This is a genomic window from Aureivirga sp. CE67 (genome assembly GCF_015767245.1).
In the GTDB taxonomy this organism is placed as follows: Bacteria; Bacteroidota; Bacteroidia; order Flavobacteriales; family Flavobacteriaceae; genus Aureivirga.
In genome coordinates this window covers 464057-482075 of sequence record NZ_JADOTV010000001.1, presented here as the reverse complement: position 1 = coordinate 482075, position 18019 = coordinate 464057, and the positions used below count along the sequence as shown (strand labels likewise).

The window sequence follows — 18019 nt, the reverse complement described above, 5'->3', positions numbered from 1 at the left end:
TATCCGTTTATCCTTCTATTTCTGCTAGTTTTTCTTCTAATAATTCCCATTCTTCCATCAAATCTTCTAGCTTTTTCTTCTTTGCTTCATATTCTTTGAAGAAATCAGGATTTGCAGAAACTTCTTCAAAATTTGCGGCTAAGTTTGCATCATCCGCTTCAATTTCTGTTTCTAGTTTTGCAATCTCTTTTTCTGCTTTAGAAATTTTATTTTTGATTTGTTTAATTTCTTTACTCGAAGCTTTTTGTGCCTGATAAGCTTCTTTTTTGGTTAAATCTTTTTCTGAAGAAACTTTTGTTCTCATTTCCGCTTCACGAAGATTTTCCATTTTATGTTCTTCTAAATAATAATCAATATCACCAAGATATTCTTTGATTACTTTGTCTTTAAATCCGAAAACTTTTGTAGTTAAACCTTGTAAGAAATCACGATCGTGTGAAACTAAAATTAACGTTCCTTCGAAGTTTAATAAAGCTTTTTTCAATACATTTTTAGAAGCAATGTCCAAGTGGTTCGTCGGCTCATCCATTACTAAAACATTGAAAGGTTCTAATAACATTTTACACAAAGCCAAACGATTTCTTTCTCCTCCAGAAAGCACTTTTACTTTTTTCTCTACATCATCACCACTAAATAAGAAAGAACCAAGCATATCACGAACCTTGATTCTGTTATTATCATTCGCAGCATCTTCCATGGTTTGTAATAATGTCTTTTCTCCATCTAGATAATCTGCTTGATTTTGCGCAAAATATCCGATTTCCACATTATGTCCAAGTTTCATGTTTCCTTCATGCTCCAATTCTTCGATAATAATTTTTGCTAAAGTAGATTTTCCTTGACCATTTTGTCCAACAAAAGCAATTTTACTTCCTCTTTCAATCATCAAGTTTACATCATGAAGAATATTTTTTTCTCCATAATTTTTAGAAACATTTTCCGCAGTAACGACAATTTTTCCAGGTTGCTTAGAAAGTGGAAACTGTACATTCATCACAGCATTATCTTCCACATCTACTTCAATTCGATCTACTCTATCTAATTTTTTGATAAGAGATTGCGCCATTGAAGCTTTGTTTGCTTTTGCCCTAAATTTCTCGATTAATTGTTCTGTTTGCTTTATTTCTTTCTCCTGATTTTTTTGCTCTTTTAACTGCTGATCTCTAATTTCTTTTCTTAAAACTAAATATTGAGAATACGGTTTTTTGTAATCATAAATACTTCCAAGAGAAATTTCAATTGTACGATTCGTAACATTATCCAAGAACATTTTATCGTGCGAAACTAAAACTACAACTCCAGGGAAATTTTTCAAAAATCCTTCTAACCAAATAATCGATTCGATATCTAAGTGGTTGGTTGGCTCATCCAGAAGAAGAATATCGTTTTTTTGTAAAAGTAATTTCGCCAACTCGATTCGCATTCTCCAACCTCCAGAAAATGTATCTGTAAGTTTGTCGAAATCTTCTCTTTTAAAACCTAAACCTTGAAGAATTTTTTCCGTTTCTCCTTTATAATTATATCCACCAAGAAGTTCGTATCTCGCAGTAGTTTCGTTTAATTTTACAATGATATCATTGTAAGCTTCACTTTCATAATCTGTTCTTGAAACTAATTCATTATTAATAGCATCTAACTGTTTTTCTAGTTCTTTGATTTCTGTAAAAGCTTGGTACGCTTCTTCTAAAATCGTTCTTCCTTTTACAAAATCAATATCCTGACGAAGAAAACCGATTTTCACATCTTTATCAAAAGCCATTGTTCCACCATCGTGTTCAATATCTTTTGCCAAAACTTTTAATAAAGTAGATTTTCCTGCTCCATTTTTTCCAACAAGTCCAACTCTATTTCCTGCACTAAGTTTAAAAGTGATTCCTGAAAATAAATCTTCTCCTCCAAAAGTAACTGTTACGTTATGTATATTAACCATGAATTTGTAATTTGATTTAGAACTGATTTTTGTTTGTTTTCACAGATTTTTCTGAGAATGTTAAAAGCAGCTCTGTAAATAAAAGCTTAACTTTGCAAAACTATTATTTTATTTTCAGTAATGAAATGAAACAAATAGAATAATTCTTTCTATTTTACTACAAAAACCATAACTAAACCAAGCAGAAAAAGATGAAAAAAGGATCTATTTTTTATAGTATTTTCAAAAATAAATGTCCACGATGTCAAGAAGGTGATTTCTTTGCGTATAATTTGACTTTGAATCCGAAGAAGATTTTAAAGACAAATGATACTTGTAGTAACTGTGGTCTGAAATACATGATTGAACCATCTTTTTTCTACGGAGCGATGTATGTTAATTATGGATTAACTGTAGCCATTGGAGTAGCAGCTTTCGTAATCGGAAAATTTATGGTTGATCTTACTTTACTTCAGTGTTTTTATGCAATAGTTGTAGCATTGGTGGTGTCTATGCCATTAAATTTAAGATTATCAAGATTGATTTGGATTAATATTTTCGTGAAATATAATCCAACTAGAAGAGGTCCTAAAAAGTAAAAACCTATACTATTTTAACATTTCTATTGTTTTTGTAAAGTATTGATAATTAATTGGTTTTGTAGAAGTGTAAAATTTAATTTAGCCACAACTTATTAAATTAAATAACACTTTATCAAAACTTTTTTTTATGAAGAAAAAATTACTTTTACTTACGCTATTTTTAAATTCATTTTTAATTTTTAGTCAAGCTCCACCAAACTTTACTATGGAAGATTGTGATGGAAACGAATATACTTTCAGTGAGTTATTTTCAGAAGGAAAAGCAATTGTTTTAGATTTAGGTTCGCAATGGTGTGGACCATGTCAATCTGCGACACAAGGAATTCAGGATTTATATGAGTATTTTGGACAAAATCAATTTGATGTTTTATTTTTTGGATTAATGTTTGAAGATAATAGCTATAATCTTGCAAGTTGTGAAACAGTTCACGAATGGGATGAGCAATTCAATCTAACATATCCAACACTTCCTGCAGGAATTGGAAACAATGCAAATATCATGATGGAAATTGCTGATATTTATGAAGTTTACGGAATTCCATATTTTATTGCTTTTATGCCAGACCCAAATGATCCAACAAAAGGAATTGTGATTTATGATGATAATACTAGCAGTATGGGATATTATAATGGAATCAAAACAGCTTTATTAAATAATGGATATGAAAAAGAAGAAGGAAATCTGAATACAGAAAGTTTTTCATTGGAAGATGAATTTTTAATATTCCCAAATCCAGCTAATGAAAAAATCTTTATAGAATCAGGTGCTTCTGTTGAAATTGAATCAATTTCTATTTTTTCTGTTAGAGGAGAAGTTCTCAAATCTATTAAAAATGAGGTTAAATCAATAAACATTGGAGAATTATCTTCAGGAGTTTATTTTATTGAAATTAAACATAAGAATGGGTTAGCTAAATTTAGGTTTTTAAAAGATTAAATGTTAAATATTTATATTATTCATAATTAGATTTATTTTAAATTATATAAAAGTATTTTAAATGAAATATAAATTTATTAATTTGTGAAAATTAACCTTAAAAATTTACATTATGATTAAAAAAATACTATTTATCTTTTGTTTATCGATAGCTTTTTTTTCATTTTCACAAAGTAACGTTCCAAATTGGACTCTTGAGGATTGCCATGAACAAACGTATAATTTACATGAATTATTAGCTGAAGGTAAATCTGTAGTAGTTGAAATTGGAGCTGAATGGTGTTATCCGTGTAAAATTAAAGCACCATATTTTCAAGATTTATATGAATTATATGGAGAGAATCAAGAAGATGTTATTTTTCTTGGAATTTTAACGCAAAAAAATGATCAATCACCAGCTGATTGCGAGACAGTTTCAAATTGGGATGAGGAATTAGGTTTGTCATATCCTACTTGTGCAAAAAGTATAGGAGATAATCAAACTACAATAAGTTTACTTTATAATACTTATCAAATTACTGGGATTCCAACTTTTTTTCTTTTTGTTCCTGATCCTGAAAATCCTGGAGAAGGTATCGTAGCATATAATGAAGAAACAGATCAAACAGAAGCTTTTAGTTTTATAGATGGAATTAAAGATGGTTTAACAGAATATGGTTATCAAGAAGGAGGAGTGAAATTAGATATTGATTCTTTTAGTAAAGAAAATTTATTCTCAATATTCCCAAATCCATCAAATAATATTCTGAATATTAAATCAAACGTAAACCAAGAGATTGAAAGCTTAAAAATAATTTCGATAAGAGGAAATGTTGTAAAAGAAATTAAAGAAAACACTTCTTCTATAATTATTTCAGATTTAACAAATGGAATGTATTTTATAGAAGCAGAAATTGATGGGAAAATAATGAGAAAGAAATTTATCAAAAACTAGTGATAAAAATAGAAAAGGGAACTAAATCAGTTCCCTTTTTTTATTTTTCAAATCTTTCAATAGAATATTCTTGATCGATTTCTTTATTTTCTTCTAAAAGTTCAAAAAGCATTTTTGCTGCTGTTGGAGCAATCATTACACCACGAGTTCCTAAACCATTTAAAACAGCGAGAGCTTTGTATTGTGGATGCATTCCTACCAAAGGTCTTCTATCTTTTACTGTAGGACGAATTCCTGCTGTTTGATCTATAATCTCAAAAGGAACATTAATTACAGTTTCTAATTTTTCTACCAATTCTTTTCTTCCTTCTTCGCTTGGTTCTAAGGTTTTGTCTTTCCAGTTGAAAGTTGCTCCAACTTTATATAAATCATCTCCAAGTGGCAGTACAAAAACAGCTGATTTTAATAAATAATCAATATTTAAATCTAGAGCTTTGATAGTTATTAATTCTCCTTTGGCTTCTTGCATTGGAAGGTAATTGAAAAACGGATTTTGTTTTAAACCAAATCCTTCACAAAAAACAACTTTGGAAGCTATGATGTCATTATATTTTACCTTTTCATCAGTGAAAACTAATTTCTCATAATCAAAAGACTCTTCTCGAATACTGTCTGATTCTTTCAGGTAAGATTTATAATCGTTTAATAGTTTCTTTGTGTAAACTCTTCCTGTATGTTGCAATTTTCCAAAACCGAACGGAGCATTTACAGCTTCATTATCATTAGGAAAAACTTTAGGAATCATAAATTCTGAAAGTGCTGGATGATCACAAGTGGCAAACCAATTATTTTGTTCTTCAATAGATTTAAAACTTCTCTGTATTGCAACAGGATAATCGTATTGAGAATTAAATTTTTCTTCCAGTTTTTTATAAAAAGGCATTGCAATATCCAATTGCGAAACAGCATTCCAAACTGGTGTAAACCTTTTTAAAATAACAGGATTATACATTCCTCCTGCAACATTAGAAGACGTTTGAGAATTATCTTCAAAAACAACAAATGTTTTACCATGCTCTCTTAATTGCTCAGCAAAAGCTAGTCCTGCCAAACCTAAACCAACAATAATATAATCTACTTTCATATTGCAAAGGTAAACAGCAAAAAGAGAAATAACTATAACATTTGTTATATTTTAAAATAAATCTGTTTCAATTTCTTAGAAAGGAAATATTAATTTAGCATAATTCTATGCTAAAGTTAAGATTGTCTATTTCTAACAAAATTTCCACATCCTATTCACATTTTATATTCATTTTTTTCTTGATAAAAAAACGAATCAAAAAAATCAAGACTTTATTTTTAAAATCAAAAATCAAGAATTTTGAAAAAGACGAAAAAAACTCGCTTTGCTCAGACAGTTTTTCGTCTATTTTTTTTCAAAATTCTTGATTTTTACAATTTTAAAAATAGGTCGATAAAGTTCCGGTAAACATTTTTATTACAAAATAACCAATAAAAAAACTCCTTTCTCCCAAAAAGGAAAGAAAGGAGTTTATCGACCCAAAATTAAATTTTTATTTTACTCTAGAAGGTGTGTCTTTTCCGTTCACGATATCTTGTGTTCCAAGAGCAATAAGTTTTATCATATCTACCAAATTTTCCATGTTTAAAGTTTCTACTTCATCTGTTACTTGGTGGTAATGTTTGTCTTTGTCAATTGCATCCGAAGAAAAAGTATGTGCAGGCACACCTAATTTTGCTAAAGGAGCATTGTCCGAACGATAAAATAATTTGAATTTTGTATAAGGATCTGGAATTAATTTATAATCCGTTCCTTCTAAATTTTCTTGAATTAAAGTTCCTAAACTTGAACGATCAAAACCTGTTAAGAAAGCATTTTTTTCTCCTTCGTTAAAAACTTTTCCAATCATTTCAATATTAATTCCAGCTACGATTTTCGCTGGATCAATTGTAGTAGCATAATGTTTTGAACCTAAAAGTCCAGATTCTTCCCCAGAAAAAGCGATGAAAATAATTGTTCTTTCATTTCCAACTTTCTTAAAATATTTTGCCAAAGCAAATAAAGCCGTTACTCCAGAAGCATTATCATCAGCACCATTTGCGATGTGTTCTTTTTCTGTTCCTCCAGAATAACCAATATGATCATAATGCGCAGAATAAATCACATATTCGTCTTTCTTAGATTTTCCTTCTAAAATTCCAATAACATTTTCCATTGGAATATCATTGGTAACAAATTTCTGACGATAAGATTTGTTTTCAAAAGGTTTTAAACCAATTTTTTTGAAGTTTTTCTCAATATAATTCGCAGCTTTTTCAACTCCTTCTGTTCCAATTTTTCTTCCTTCCATTTCATCAGAAGCTAAAGTAGAAACTCGTTCTGTTACATAAGGTACTGTTACTATTTTGTTCAGAATTTTTTGGTCTTTTTTAGATACTTGCGCAAAGACACTTCCCGTAAGTACTAGAGCAGCCAAAGAAACCCATAATTTTCTTTTAATATTTTTCATCGTAATAATTAATTTCATTTTTAAATCAGACTTCTATTCTTATGATTTGTTACAAAAACGAAAAAATTAATGTTTTATGATTTTATAAACCTTTCCTCTACCATACATTTCCGTAATCTTTTCACTTAAAGATTCTATAAAATCTGTTCTATAAATTTCATCATCGTTGATTATATAATATTTAGTAAAAATTGGATAATTTGAAAAATCGTCTATTTGCTGAAGAAAATCAAAAATACTTTTTTTAAATACAATTTTATTTTCTCCATTTTTACCAAAATAATAGTAGTCGTCTTTAAAAAGATTGATTTTTAAACTTCCAGAAAGGTATTCACTTTCTTTAAAAACTTGGTAGTGAATATGTACATTTTCACTTTTTTCTAAATCTTTAAAGTCTAAATATTTTGTGTTTTGATTTAAAGGAATTAATTCTTGTTTTATCACTTTTCCATTTTGAACTTCTGTAAGCAAAACTTTTACATTTTTAAAAGAAGAACCAAATCTAACACGGACCTTTTCTTTTTTATGATAAATTTTATTCTCGGCTCTTATTGTAAATAATTTTTCATTAATTAACTTATCAGAATCGAAATCGTCTATTTCAAAATACTCATATACTTTTTCGCCTTTTTCATTTTCAAACACAATTTTATATTTCCCAAGTTTCCAGTTTTTATGTTTTTTTATAGAAATACTTTTTTCTTTTTCTGTGTTTAATTTTTTTTCAAAAACCAAATTTCCAGACTCCCATTTAGAGTAATCATCATAATTATTAAAATACTCATTGGGAAAATATCTTTTAAAAACAGGAGATTCTTCACCCATAAAATAGTCATATTCTAAAAGTGTATCAATTCGCTCAGATCTATCTAATTCAAAGATTTTTAAAGTCCCATCTAAAGAAATTTTAGTTTCTATAACTTCATTTCTAAAACTTAATTTTAATTCATCTTGCCTGTCAATTCTTTTTTCAACATCAATTCTTAAAACTTCAATATCTTTTTCTAGTTCTTTTTTACGATTTTCTTGTTCAATTTTATATTTTTTTTCAGACTCTTTATCTCTCACTACAAGATTTGGCATTTGATTCCGAATTCCTTCGCTCTTTATGTAAACATAAAATTCTCCTTCTGTTTCAGGAATGATAAAATACCCTTCTATAATTCCTTTTTCATTTGTGGTCAATTTTTGAGATCTTTTACCGTTAAAAGCTGAACTACAAGAACCACTAATTTTTACTTCCAATTCTTTATTTTGAATAGGAGTAATATTTCTTTTAAATTTTTCAAAAAGGATTGCCTTAAAGCGTAAAGTATCTTTTGGTTGAAATACTTCTTTTTCAAAAAAGAATACACTCATTGTTTCAGAATGTTCTTCTCCTACATTACTATATCTATCAGATCCTTCATTAAACTTAGTATTTATTGTATCTAATTTGTTGATTACAACTTTTTCTTTTAATAAATCCTTATAGAATATTTGACCAAATTCATTTGTTTTATTTTTATGAGAAACTAAATTATTCTTATCTGAAAATTCGACAGAAGTGTTTTTTAATAATTTTTGATTTTGTATGAATTGAATAAAATAATTATTATGATATCTACCTTTTACTATTTCGTAATCATCAACAGTAATTAATTCTAAACCGATATTTTCTCTTTTTGTTCCTTCATAAAAAACTAAAAGATAATTTCCTTTTTTCAACTTAGGCAACTCAAATTCTAATTCTTTTTTTTGAGTAGTATTTAGTTGATAAACTTCTACAGGTTCCATTTTTTGAATAAACTCCAATTCCTTTTGTTCACTTTTCGATTCTCCCATACCATTTTTATAATAACCATTTTGTCGATAGTTGTATCTTTTTAAATCTCTGAAAAAAGGTAGTTCTTCAGAATTTAATTCATAAAGTTCTATGGAAAAAGTATCTAAATCATAAAAAGAAAAATGTATTATTGGTTTTTCATTCTCAAGATTATACGTTTTCATTACATGAGAAAATCGCTTTTCTACTTTTGGATATTTTTTCTTTGTTTGAGCGAAAAGGAAACAGCTTTGAAGTATTAAGCTGAATAAGAGTAGTTTTATTTTCATATTATTTATTTTTGAGCAAACAATTTTAAAAAATATTCATGACAAATTCTAAAAAATTAGCTGATAGGTTTAGAGAAGTTTTACTAAATGGAAAATGGATTGCCAATACAAATTATCAAGAAACTTTAAAAGATATTGATTGGAAACAAGCAATTAAGAAAGTTGAAAATTTAAATTCAATTGCGATTTTAACTTTCCATGTGAATTATTACATCTCTGGAATTAATTACTTTTTTGAAACAGGAAAACTAGAGATTTCAGATAAAAATAGTTTTGATATGATTCCTGTAAATTCTGAAGAAGATTGGAACTTATTAAAAAATGATTTGATTAAAAATGCAGAAAAATTTGCTGTATTTGTTGAAAATCTTGAAGAAGAAAAACTTTCAAAACCATTTTTTAAAAAAGAATATGGAGATTATCAAAGAAATATTGAAGGAATGATTGAGCATGCTTATTACCATCTTGGACAAATTTCTTTATTGAAAAAATAAAAAAACCCTTCTTTTTAGAAGGGTTAGAAAGAATATTTTATAAACTCTTTACAACTTTACGAATCGCTGTTAAGTTTGTCATTAATTTTTCAAAATGTTGAAGGTCTAACATATTTGCTCCATCTGATTTTGCATTTGCAGGATCAAAATGAGTTTCTAAGAATAATCCGTCAACTCCAGCAGCAATACCAGCTCTAGCAATTGTTTCGATTAATTCTGGCTTTCCTCCAGTTACTCCACTAGCCTGATTTGGCTGTTGCAATGAATGTGTGATATCTAAAATAGTTGGAGCATATTTTTGCATTTCAGGAATTCCTCTGAAATCTACAATCATATCTTGATAACCAAACATTGTTCCTCTGTCTGTGATGGTCACTTGCGTATTTCCAGAATCTAAAACTTTCTGAACTGCATGTTTCATCGCATCAGGACTCATAAATTGTCCTTTTTTCAAATTCACCACTTTTCCTGTTTTTGCCGCAGCAACCACAAGATCTGTTTGACGAACTAAAAATGCAGGAATCTGAAGAACATCCACATATTGTGCAGCAAAAGCAGCATCGCTAGCTTCGTGAATATCTGTTACTGTTGGTACTCCAAATTTTTCTCCAACTTTCTTTAAAATCTCTAAAGCTTTCTCATCTCCAATTCCAGTAAAACTGTCAATTCTAGAACGATTTGCTTTTTTGAAACTTCCTTTGAAAATTGTTGGAATCTCTAATTTGTCCGTAACTTTTAAAATATGTTCTGCAATTCGCATTGCCATTTCTTCTCCTTCAATAGCACAAGGTCCTGCTAGTAAAAAGAAATTATCTGATTCAGCGTGTTTTATATTTGGTATTAACTTTAAATCCATGATTTTAATTTTTTACAAAAATACTCAAATTTATTAATGTAGTTTGAAGGAGGAAGATATTTAGTTTTGGGTTGAAAAGTATGGATTGTAATACGTTTTTTTAAAGAAATTAAATTTTGAAAAGAATCATTTTTGAGAAAGAAAAAGAGAAAAAATGGAAGTTTTATACTTTTTTTGAGTTGAAAAAGAAGATTTTGATGCAAAAAAATGAAGAAAATAATTTAGAAAATCCTTGAAAATCAGTATTTGAGATTTATGTTAATAATTCTTAAAACTGTTACATTTTGAATTTATCCTAACTAGAATATTCATTTCAGAATAAAATCATAAAATAATACCGTTTTTTTAAACATTGCTAAAAATATTTGGAATTAATTAAATAATCGACCATAAAACTCAATAATTTGCAGATAATTAAAGCTGTAAGATAAAAACTAAAAAAAATTGGCTTTTCCTATTTGAAATTATATATTTGCACGTTTAGAACATTTAAGTAGATTTAAATTAAAATAAAAGGATGCAAAACAAAGGACTTATTAAGGTATTTGCTATTCTCTTCGGAATAGTAAGTTTATACCAGTTATCTTTTACATTTTTTACGAATAAGATAGAAGATCAAGCGAAAGCTTATGCAAAAGAGCACGCTGTAGATGGAAATGCTAGGAGTATAGATAATTTTGAAAGAATTTATTTAGATTCTGTTGCAAGCCAACCTGCAATTGATTTAGGATTTACTTCTTTTACTTATAACGATATTAAGGATAAATCAATCAACTTAGGATTAGATTTAAAAGGAGGAATCAACGCTATTTTACAAGTTTCTGTAAAAGATATCTTAGTAGGATTATCAAATGATTCAAAAAATGAAGCTTTCTTACAAGCTTTAGCAAAAGCAGATGAGGCTCAAAAATCAAGTGATGACACTTATTTAAACTTATTCTTCAAAGCTTTCGAAGAAACTAGTAAAGGTTCTGTAAAATTAAGCGATCCTTCTATTTTTGGAAACAAACAATTGAGAGATAGAATTAACTTCAAAATGTCAAATACTGAAGTAGAGCCTATCATCGAAGGAGAAGTTTCTGCATCTATTAGTACTGCTTTCCAAGTATTAAGATCAAGAATTGATAAATTTGGAGTTACACAACCAGATATTCAAAGAATTGGTAAGTCAGGAAGAATTCAAATCGAATTACCAGGAGCGAAAGATATTGAACGTGTTAAAGTATTATTACAAAGTACAGCAGAATTACAATTCTGGGAAGTATATACAAATGCTGAAATGTCTCAATTCTTTTTTGCTGCAAACACAAAAGTTGCTGAGTTAATCAAAGCAAAAGAAGAAGGAAACTCAACTGAAGAAACAGAAGTTGCTAAAGATTCAACAAAAACGGATGATATCGATAACTTATTAGGACAAGTTTCAGATTCATTAGATGTTAATAATCAAAAGAACTTATTCACATATTTATTACCAAACATTCCACAAGGAGCAAACCAAGTTTCTTCTGTAGTTGGTTATGCAAAAATTTCGGATACTGCAAAAGTAAACAAGTTCTTTAAAGAGAGACAAGTAAGAGCTTTATTACCTGCAAACATGAGATATGTGAAGTTTTTATGGGATGCAAAACCTAATAAAGACTCAGACAATATTACTTTATATGCTATCAAGTCAAATAGAGAAGATAAAGCACCACTTGAAGGAGATGTAATTGATGATGCTTACCAACAATTTGACCAATTTGGAGCAAATCCTCAAGTAAGTATGACAATGAACTCTAGAGGTACAAAAGAGTGGGCAAAATTAACAGGACAAAATGTTGGAAATTTCGTAGCAGTTGTTCTTGATAATTATGTTTACACTGCACCAAGAATTAACGATGCAATTACAGGAGGTAGTACTGCTATTACAGGAAACTTTACAATTACGGAAGCACAAGATTTAGCAAACGTATTAAAAGCTGGTAAATTACCTGCTGCTGCTCATATTATCCAATCAGAAGTTGTTGGACCATCTTTAGGTCAAAAAGCAATTGATGCTTCTGTAAACTCATTCTTATTAGCATTAGCTTTAGTATTAGTTTGGATGATTGTATACTACGGAAAAGCAGGAGTTTATGCTGATATCGCATTAGCAGTAAACATCTTATTTATCTTTGGTGTATTAACAGCATTTGGAGCTGTATTAACATTACCTGGAATTGCGGGTATTATTTTGACAATTGGTATGTCGGTGGATGCGAACGTACTGATTTTCGAACGAATTAAAGAAGAATTAAATGGAGGTAAAACATTTAATGATGCTGTAAAAGACGGATTTAATGGAGCTTTATCTTCAATTTTAGATGCGAACGTTACTACATTATTAACTGGATTTATCTTATATTCATTTGGAACTGGACCTGTAAAAGGATTCGCTTATACATTAATTGTAGGTATTTTAACTTCATTATTCACTGCAATCTTTATTACAAGATTATTAGTTGATGGAAATGTTGTGAAGAACAAGCCATTAGAATTTGTTACTAGTATGACAAAAGGATGGTTCAAAAATATCGATATTGATTTCTTAAAGAAACGTAAGATTGCTTATGTAATTTCTTCAGTTATTATTATTGCTGGAATTGTTTCTTTATCTACTCAAGGATTAAAATACGGAGTTGATTTTGACGGAGGACGTTCTTACACTGTGAAGTTTGATAAAGTTGTAAGTGCAACAGAAGTTGCTGAAGCTTTACAAGATGAGTTTAATGGAGCTCCAGAGGTTAAAACTTATGGAACACCAGATCAGTTAAAGATTACTACAAACTTCATGATTGAAGAAAACGGACCAGAAGTTGATAATAAAGTACAAGAATTATTATATGATGGATTAAAATCTTTCTTACCAGAAGGAATGACTTTTGACCAATTTAAAGGTGGATATGAAGGACAAACTGATGGTATTATGAGTTCTATCAAAGTAGAGCCATCAATTGCAGATGATATTAAAACTGCTGCTAAATGGGCTATTTTAGGATCAATCATCGTAATTTTCTTATACATCTTTATCCGATTCAAGAAAGTATCATACTCTGCTGGAGCAATCGTAGCAGTAGTACACGATGTATTAATCGTATTATCTGTGTTCTCTATCTTATACAAATTCTTACCATTCGATTTAGAAGTTGATGAATCATTCATTGCAGCTGTATTAACAGTAGTTGGATACTCGATCAATGATACCGTGGTAATTTTCGATAGAATTAGAGAGTTCTCTAAATTAGATAACAATTGGAACTTCCCAACTACAGTAAACAAAGCATTAAGTAGTACTTTAGGAAGAACAATTAATACTTCTATCACAACATTAATCGTATTATTAGCTATCTTCTTATTTGGAGGAGATTCTATTAAAGGATTCATGTTTGCTCTTATCGTAGGGGTTATCACAGGTACTTATTCTTCTTTATTTGTTGCAACACCAGTAATGTTCGATACAACTAAAAAAGAAAAGAACGAAGAAAAATAAAATCAAATAACTATATTTGCAAAACCGTTTTGATTTCGATCAAAACGGTTTTTATTTTTTTTAAAAAACAACAACACACACAACTAAATTACTAATTAGGTTCTTTACATACTGTTTTTGAATTATATATAACAAAATTCGTATGGAATTATTTATGGTATTCTTTAACTTTGTAGGGAATTGTAAAATTTGAGGAAATGATAAAACTACATGACAAGTATTTTGAGCAGTACATCTCAGAGGAGAAGATTAGAGAAGCTGTAATTTCTCTAGCAAAACAAGTAGAAGAAGATCATAAAGATGAAACGCCCTTATTTATTGGAATTTTAAATGGATGTTTCTTATTTGTAGCCGATTTTATTAGAGAGTATAGCGCTCCTTGTGAAATTTCATTTCTAAAATTAGCCTCTTATCACGGTACATCTAGTACTGGAAAAGTAAAACAATTAGTAGGTATCAACGAAGATTTAACTGGAAGAACAGTTATTATTCTTGAAGATATTATTGATACAGGAAATACTTTAGAGGAATTACACCGAATTTTTGCAGACAAAAACTTAAAAGAATTAAAGACAGCTACTTTATTCTTGAAACCAGATGTGTATCAAAAAGATTTACCAGTAGATTATGTTGGAATGGAAATTCCAGATGATTTTATCGTTGGTTATGGATTGGATTACGATGGTTTGGGAAGAAATTTAGCTTCAATTTATAAATTGACAACACCAAGAAAAATGACAAACATCGTATTATTTGGACCTCCAGGTGCAGGAAAAGGAACACAAGCTGAAATTTTAAAAGATAAATACAACCTTGTACACATTTCAACTGGAGATGTTTTCAGATATAACATCAAAAATGAAACTGAACTAGGGAAATTAGCTAAAACTTACATGGATGACGGAAACTTAGTTCCAGACGAAGTTACTATTAGCATGTTAGAAGCAGAAGTAAACAAAAATGCAGAAGCGCAAGGGTTTATTTTTGATGGTTTTCCAAGAACAGAATCACAAGCTGTTGCTCTAGATAAATTTTTAGAAACAAAAGGTTCTCAAATCAACGGAATGGTTGCTTTAGAAGTACCAGAAGATTTATTAGTTGATAGAATCTTAGAAAGAGGAAAAACTAGTGGAAGAACAGATGATCAAGATGTTTCTAAAATCAAAAATCGTTTCGAAGAATACAACACGAAAACAGCTGTATTAAAAGATTACTACGATGCGAAAGATGAGTATTATGGAGTAGATGGTGTTGGAAGTATTGAAGATATTACAGGTCGTTTAAGTAACGTTATTGATAGTTTATAATCCAAATAAATTAAAATTGTTTTTATCATAAAAGATATAGAGATATGACAGAAGGGAATTTTGTAGATTATGTAAAAATCCATGCGAAATCTGGAAAAGGTGGAAAAGGATCTATGCACCTACACCGAGAAAAATATATAGATAAAGGTGGTCCAGACGGAGGAGATGGAGGTCGTGGAGGACACGTGATTGTTCGTGCGACAAAAGATATGTGGACTTTATATCATTTAAAATTTAAAAAACATTTTAAAGCAGATCAAGGAGGTGACGGAAGTGCGAGTAGAAGTACTGGGAAAGATGGAAATGATGTTTATATTGATGTTCCATTAGGTACAATTATTCGTGATGGAGAAACAAACCAAGTTCTATATGAATTAACAGAAGATCAGCAAGAAATTATCATCTGTGAAGGTGGAAAAGGAGGAAAAGGAAACTGGCACTTCAAATCTTCTACAAACCAGACACCTCGTTATGCACAACCTGGAATTCCTGCAGAAGAGGGATGGTTTTTAATCGAGTTGAAACTTTTAGCTGATGTTGGTTTAGTAGGATTTCCAAATGCTGGAAAATCGACTTTACTATCTGTGATTACTTCAGCAAGACCTAAGATTGCAGATTATGAGTTTACGACTTTAAAACCAAACTTAGGAATTGTACAGTATAGAAATTATCAATCTTTTGTGATGGCAGATATTCCTGGAATTATCGAAGGAGCGGCAGAAGGAAAAGGTTTAGGACATCGTTTCTTACGCCATATTGAGCGAAATTCTACTTTGTTATTCATGATTCCTGCTGATTCGGATGATGTTCAAAAAGAATATGAAATCTTATTAAATGAATTGAAAAAGCATAATCCAGAATTGTTAGATAAAGAAAGATTATTAGCAATTACAAAATCGGATATGTTGGATGAAGAGTTGAAAGAAGAATTGACTGCTGAATTACCAAAAGATTTGGAACATATTTATATTTCTTCTGTAACCAATTATGGTATTACAGAGTTGAAAGATAAACTTTGGGCAATGCTTAATTCATAAAAAGTATAATAATATTTTATAAAAGAGGTTATTTATTGTAAATAATCTCTTTTTTTATTGATTTAATTCTTAGGTGTTTAAAAATTTAATTATTAACTTTAATCAATAAATAGATTTTTGCTTATTAACATATATGATTATTTAAATAAACTTTTATAATTTAAAAATTAAGCTATTATCGTTAATAATAATTAAATTTATTTTTTATAAAACACTAATTCTCAATAAAAAAACAAGGTATACTGTTCATTTTTTTTAAAATTAAATATTATAGATAAAAATTATGAACAAAAGAACATCTAATTTTTGAAATTATTTTACTTTTGCGAATGCAACACAAAGTACTAATATTAGATTTCGGATCGCAATACACGCAATTAATTGCACGTCGAGTTAGAGAACTCAACATATTTTGCGAAATAAAACCATACAATTTTGTATTGGATAACACTTCAGAATATAAAGCTATTATCTTATCGGGAAGTCCAAACTCTGTTAGAGGAGAAGATGTTCTTCACCCTAATTTAGATAATATCAAAGGGAAATTACCTTTATTAGCTGTATGTTATGGAGCCCAATATTTAGCTCACTTCTTTGGAGGGAAAGTAGCTCCTTCAAAAACAAGAGAGTATGGAAGAGCTCATTTAACTTTTATTGAAGAAGGAAGTGAACTATTCCAAAATATAGACAATGGTAGTCAAGTTTGGATGAGTCATAGTGACACAATCACAGAATTACCAGGTCATTATAAAATGATTGCTTCGACAAAAGATGTAGAAAATGCTGCTTATAAAATTGAAGGTGAAAACACTTACGCAATTCAGTTTCATCCAGAAGTATATCATTCAACAGATGGGAAACAACTTTTAGAAAATTTCTTAGTAAATATCGCAGGAGTTTCTCAAGATTGGACACCAAGTTCTTTTATTGAAGATACTGTTTCTGATTTAAAAGAAAAGATTGGAGATGAGAAAGTAATATTAGGTCTTTCTGGAGGAGTTGATTCTACAGTTGCAGCTGTTTTATTAAACAAAGCAATTGGAGATAATTTACAAGGAATTTTTGTAAATAATGGACTTCTAAGAAAAGGAGAATTCGAGAGCGTATTAAAACAATACGAAGGAATGGGATTAAATGTAAAAGGTGTAGATGCATCTGATAAATTTATTTCAGCTCTTGAAGGTGTAACTGAACCAGAACAAAAAAGAAAAATAATTGGTCGTGTTTTTATTGAAGTATTTGACGAAGAATCACACAAAGTAGAAAATGCTAAATGGTTGGGTCAAGGAACTATTTATCCTGATGTAATCGAATCTGTTTCTGCAACTGGTGGACCTTCTGCTACAATTAAATCACACCACAATGTAGGTGGTCTTCCTGACTACATGAAGCTTAAAGTTGTAGAGCCTCTAAGAATGTTATTTAAAGATGAAGTTCGTAGAGTTGGAAAATCTTTAGGGATTCATGAAGATTTATTAGGTAGACACCCATTCCCAGGACCAGGATTAGGGATTAGAATCCTTGGAGATGTAACTCATGAGAAGGTGAAAATCTTACAAGAAGTAGATTTTATTTTCATAAATGGATTAAAGGAATGGAATTTGTATGACGACGTTTGGCAAGCGGGAGCTATGCTTCTTCCAGTAGAATCTGTTGGGGTTATGGGAGACGAAAGAACATACGAAAAGGTAGTGGCACTTAGAGCTGTAGAGTCTACAGATGGAATGACAGCAGACTGGGTAGATTTACCTTATGAATTTTTAAGAAAAATATCAAACGAAATAATAAACAAGGTTAGAGGTGTAAATAGAGTTGTTTATGACATAAGCTCGAAACCACCTGCAACAATTGAATGGGAATAAAAAAT

13 protein-coding genes are annotated in these 18019 nt (G+C 29.5%); 8 read left to right on the top strand and 5 right to left on the bottom strand.

Annotation, left to right across the window (positions count from 1 at the left end):
- Positions 1-7 precede the first annotated feature (7 nt).
- Complete coding sequence (locus tag I0K12_RS02180) at positions 8-1930, bottom strand: ABC-F family ATP-binding cassette domain-containing protein (RefSeq protein ID WP_196885261.1); 1923 nt, start codon at positions 1928-1930, stop codon at positions 8-10.
- A gap of 191 nt (positions 1931-2121) precedes the next feature.
- Here I0K12_RS02180 and I0K12_RS02175 point away from each other — a divergent pair, with 191 nt between their 5' ends.
- The 3 genes from I0K12_RS02175 to I0K12_RS02165 all read left to right on the top strand — a co-directional run bounded on the left by I0K12_RS02175 (position 2122) and on the right by I0K12_RS02165 (position 4382).
- Positions 2122-2508 (top strand): DUF983 domain-containing protein, encoded by a 387-nt coding sequence (locus I0K12_RS02175; RefSeq protein ID WP_196885260.1) that lies wholly within the window; start codon positions 2122-2124, stop codon positions 2506-2508.
- A gap of 130 nt (positions 2509-2638) precedes the next feature.
- Positions 2639-3448 carry a T9SS type A sorting domain-containing protein gene (locus I0K12_RS02170; protein ID WP_196885259.1) on the top strand — a complete coding sequence of 270 codons (810 nt, stop codon included), beginning with the start codon at positions 2639-2641 and terminating at the stop codon, positions 3446-3448.
- Positions 3449-3560: 112 nt separating this feature from the next.
- Entirely contained in the window at positions 3561-4382 is an 822-nt protein-coding gene (locus tag I0K12_RS02165; RefSeq protein ID WP_196885258.1) for a T9SS type A sorting domain-containing protein, read from the top strand.
- A gap of 40 nt (positions 4383-4422) precedes the next feature.
- Here the strand turns inward: I0K12_RS02165 and I0K12_RS02160 are convergent, their stop codons facing one another.
- From I0K12_RS02160 to I0K12_RS02150, 3 genes are all read right to left on the bottom strand, one after another.
- A complete protein-coding gene (locus I0K12_RS02160) occupies positions 4423-5466 on the bottom strand; it encodes an NAD(P)/FAD-dependent oxidoreductase (RefSeq protein ID WP_196885257.1) in 1044 nt (347 codons plus the stop codon).
- A 433-nt stretch (positions 5467-5899) separates the two neighbouring features.
- Positions 5900-6874: a M28 family peptidase gene (locus I0K12_RS02155; protein ID WP_231372681.1), complete on the bottom strand. Its 975-nt coding sequence runs from the start codon at positions 6872-6874 to the stop codon at positions 5900-5902.
- A gap of 48 nt (positions 6875-6922) precedes the next feature.
- The gene (locus I0K12_RS02150; protein ID WP_196885256.1) at positions 6923-8950 is read right to left on the bottom strand and encodes a hypothetical protein; all 2028 of its coding nucleotides are present in this window, start codon (positions 8948-8950) and stop codon (positions 6923-6925) included.
- A gap of 38 nt (positions 8951-8988) precedes the next feature.
- On the opposite strand from I0K12_RS02150, the gene I0K12_RS02145 reads away from it, so the two are divergent.
- On the top strand, positions 8989-9444 hold the full coding sequence (locus tag I0K12_RS02145; RefSeq protein ID WP_196885255.1) for a DUF1572 domain-containing protein: 456 nt from the start codon (positions 8989-8991) through the stop codon (positions 9442-9444).
- 37 nt (positions 9445-9481) lie between these two features.
- On the opposite strand, the gene kdsA is transcribed toward I0K12_RS02145, so the two are convergent.
- Positions 9482-10300 (bottom strand): 3-deoxy-8-phosphooctulonate synthase, encoded by an 819-nt coding sequence (gene kdsA, locus I0K12_RS02140; RefSeq protein WP_196885254.1) that lies wholly within the window; start codon positions 10298-10300, stop codon positions 9482-9484.
- A 517-nt stretch (positions 10301-10817) separates the two neighbouring features.
- On the opposite strand from kdsA, the gene secDF reads away from it, so the two are divergent.
- From secDF to guaA, 4 genes are all read left to right on the top strand, one after another.
- The gene (secDF, locus tag I0K12_RS02135) at positions 10818-13808 is read left to right on the top strand and encodes a protein translocase subunit SecDF (protein WP_196885253.1); all 2991 of its coding nucleotides are present in this window, start codon (positions 10818-10820) and stop codon (positions 13806-13808) included.
- A 197-nt stretch (positions 13809-14005) separates the two neighbouring features.
- Positions 14006-15115, top strand: a complete 1110-nt coding sequence (locus I0K12_RS02130; RefSeq protein ID WP_196885252.1) for an adenylate kinase — start codon at positions 14006-14008, stop codon at positions 15113-15115.
- Positions 15116-15159: 44 nt separating this feature from the next.
- Positions 15160-16152 (top strand): GTPase ObgE, encoded by a 993-nt coding sequence (obgE, locus tag I0K12_RS02125; RefSeq protein WP_196885251.1) that lies wholly within the window; start codon positions 15160-15162, stop codon positions 16150-16152.
- A 329-nt stretch (positions 16153-16481) separates the two neighbouring features.
- Positions 16482-18014 carry a glutamine-hydrolyzing GMP synthase gene (gene guaA / locus I0K12_RS02120; protein ID WP_196885250.1) on the top strand — a complete coding sequence of 511 codons (1533 nt, stop codon included), beginning with the start codon at positions 16482-16484 and terminating at the stop codon, positions 18012-18014.
- The last annotated feature ends 5 nt before the right edge of the window (positions 18015-18019 follow it).

Excerpts from the sequence above, each read along its gene's own strand:
- I0K12_RS02180 (WP_196885261.1), bottom strand. The coding sequence starts at position 1,930 with ATGGTTAATATACATAACGTAACAGTTACTTTTGGAGGAGAAGATTTA.
- I0K12_RS02175 (WP_196885260.1), top strand. The coding sequence starts at position 2,122 with ATGAAAAAAGGATCTATTTTTTATAGTATTTTCAAAAATAAATGTCCA.
- I0K12_RS02170 (WP_196885259.1), top strand. The coding sequence starts at position 2,639 with ATGAAGAAAAAATTACTTTTACTTACGCTATTTTTAAATTCATTTTTA.
- I0K12_RS02165 (WP_196885258.1), top strand. The coding sequence starts at position 3,561 with ATGATTAAAAAAATACTATTTATCTTTTGTTTATCGATAGCTTTTTTT.
- I0K12_RS02160 (WP_196885257.1), bottom strand. The coding sequence starts at position 5,466 with ATGAAAGTAGATTATATTATTGTTGGTTTAGGTTTGGCAGGACTAGCT.
- I0K12_RS02155 (WP_231372681.1), bottom strand. The coding sequence starts at position 6,874 with ATGAAATTAATTATTACGATGAAAAATATTAAAAGAAAATTATGGGTT.
- I0K12_RS02150 (WP_196885256.1), bottom strand. The coding sequence starts at position 8,950 with ATGAAAATAAAACTACTCTTATTCAGCTTAATACTTCAAAGCTGTTTC.
- I0K12_RS02145 (WP_196885255.1), top strand. The coding sequence starts at position 8,989 with ATGACAAATTCTAAAAAATTAGCTGATAGGTTTAGAGAAGTTTTACTA.
- kdsA (WP_196885254.1), bottom strand. The coding sequence starts at position 10,300 with ATGGATTTAAAGTTAATACCAAATATAAAACACGCTGAATCAGATAAT.
- secDF (WP_196885253.1), top strand. The coding sequence starts at position 10,818 with ATGCAAAACAAAGGACTTATTAAGGTATTTGCTATTCTCTTCGGAATA.
- I0K12_RS02130 (WP_196885252.1), top strand. The coding sequence starts at position 14,006 with ATGATAAAACTACATGACAAGTATTTTGAGCAGTACATCTCAGAGGAG.
- obgE (WP_196885251.1), top strand. The coding sequence starts at position 15,160 with ATGACAGAAGGGAATTTTGTAGATTATGTAAAAATCCATGCGAAATCT.
- guaA (WP_196885250.1), top strand. The coding sequence starts at position 16,482 with ATGCAACACAAAGTACTAATATTAGATTTCGGATCGCAATACACGCAA.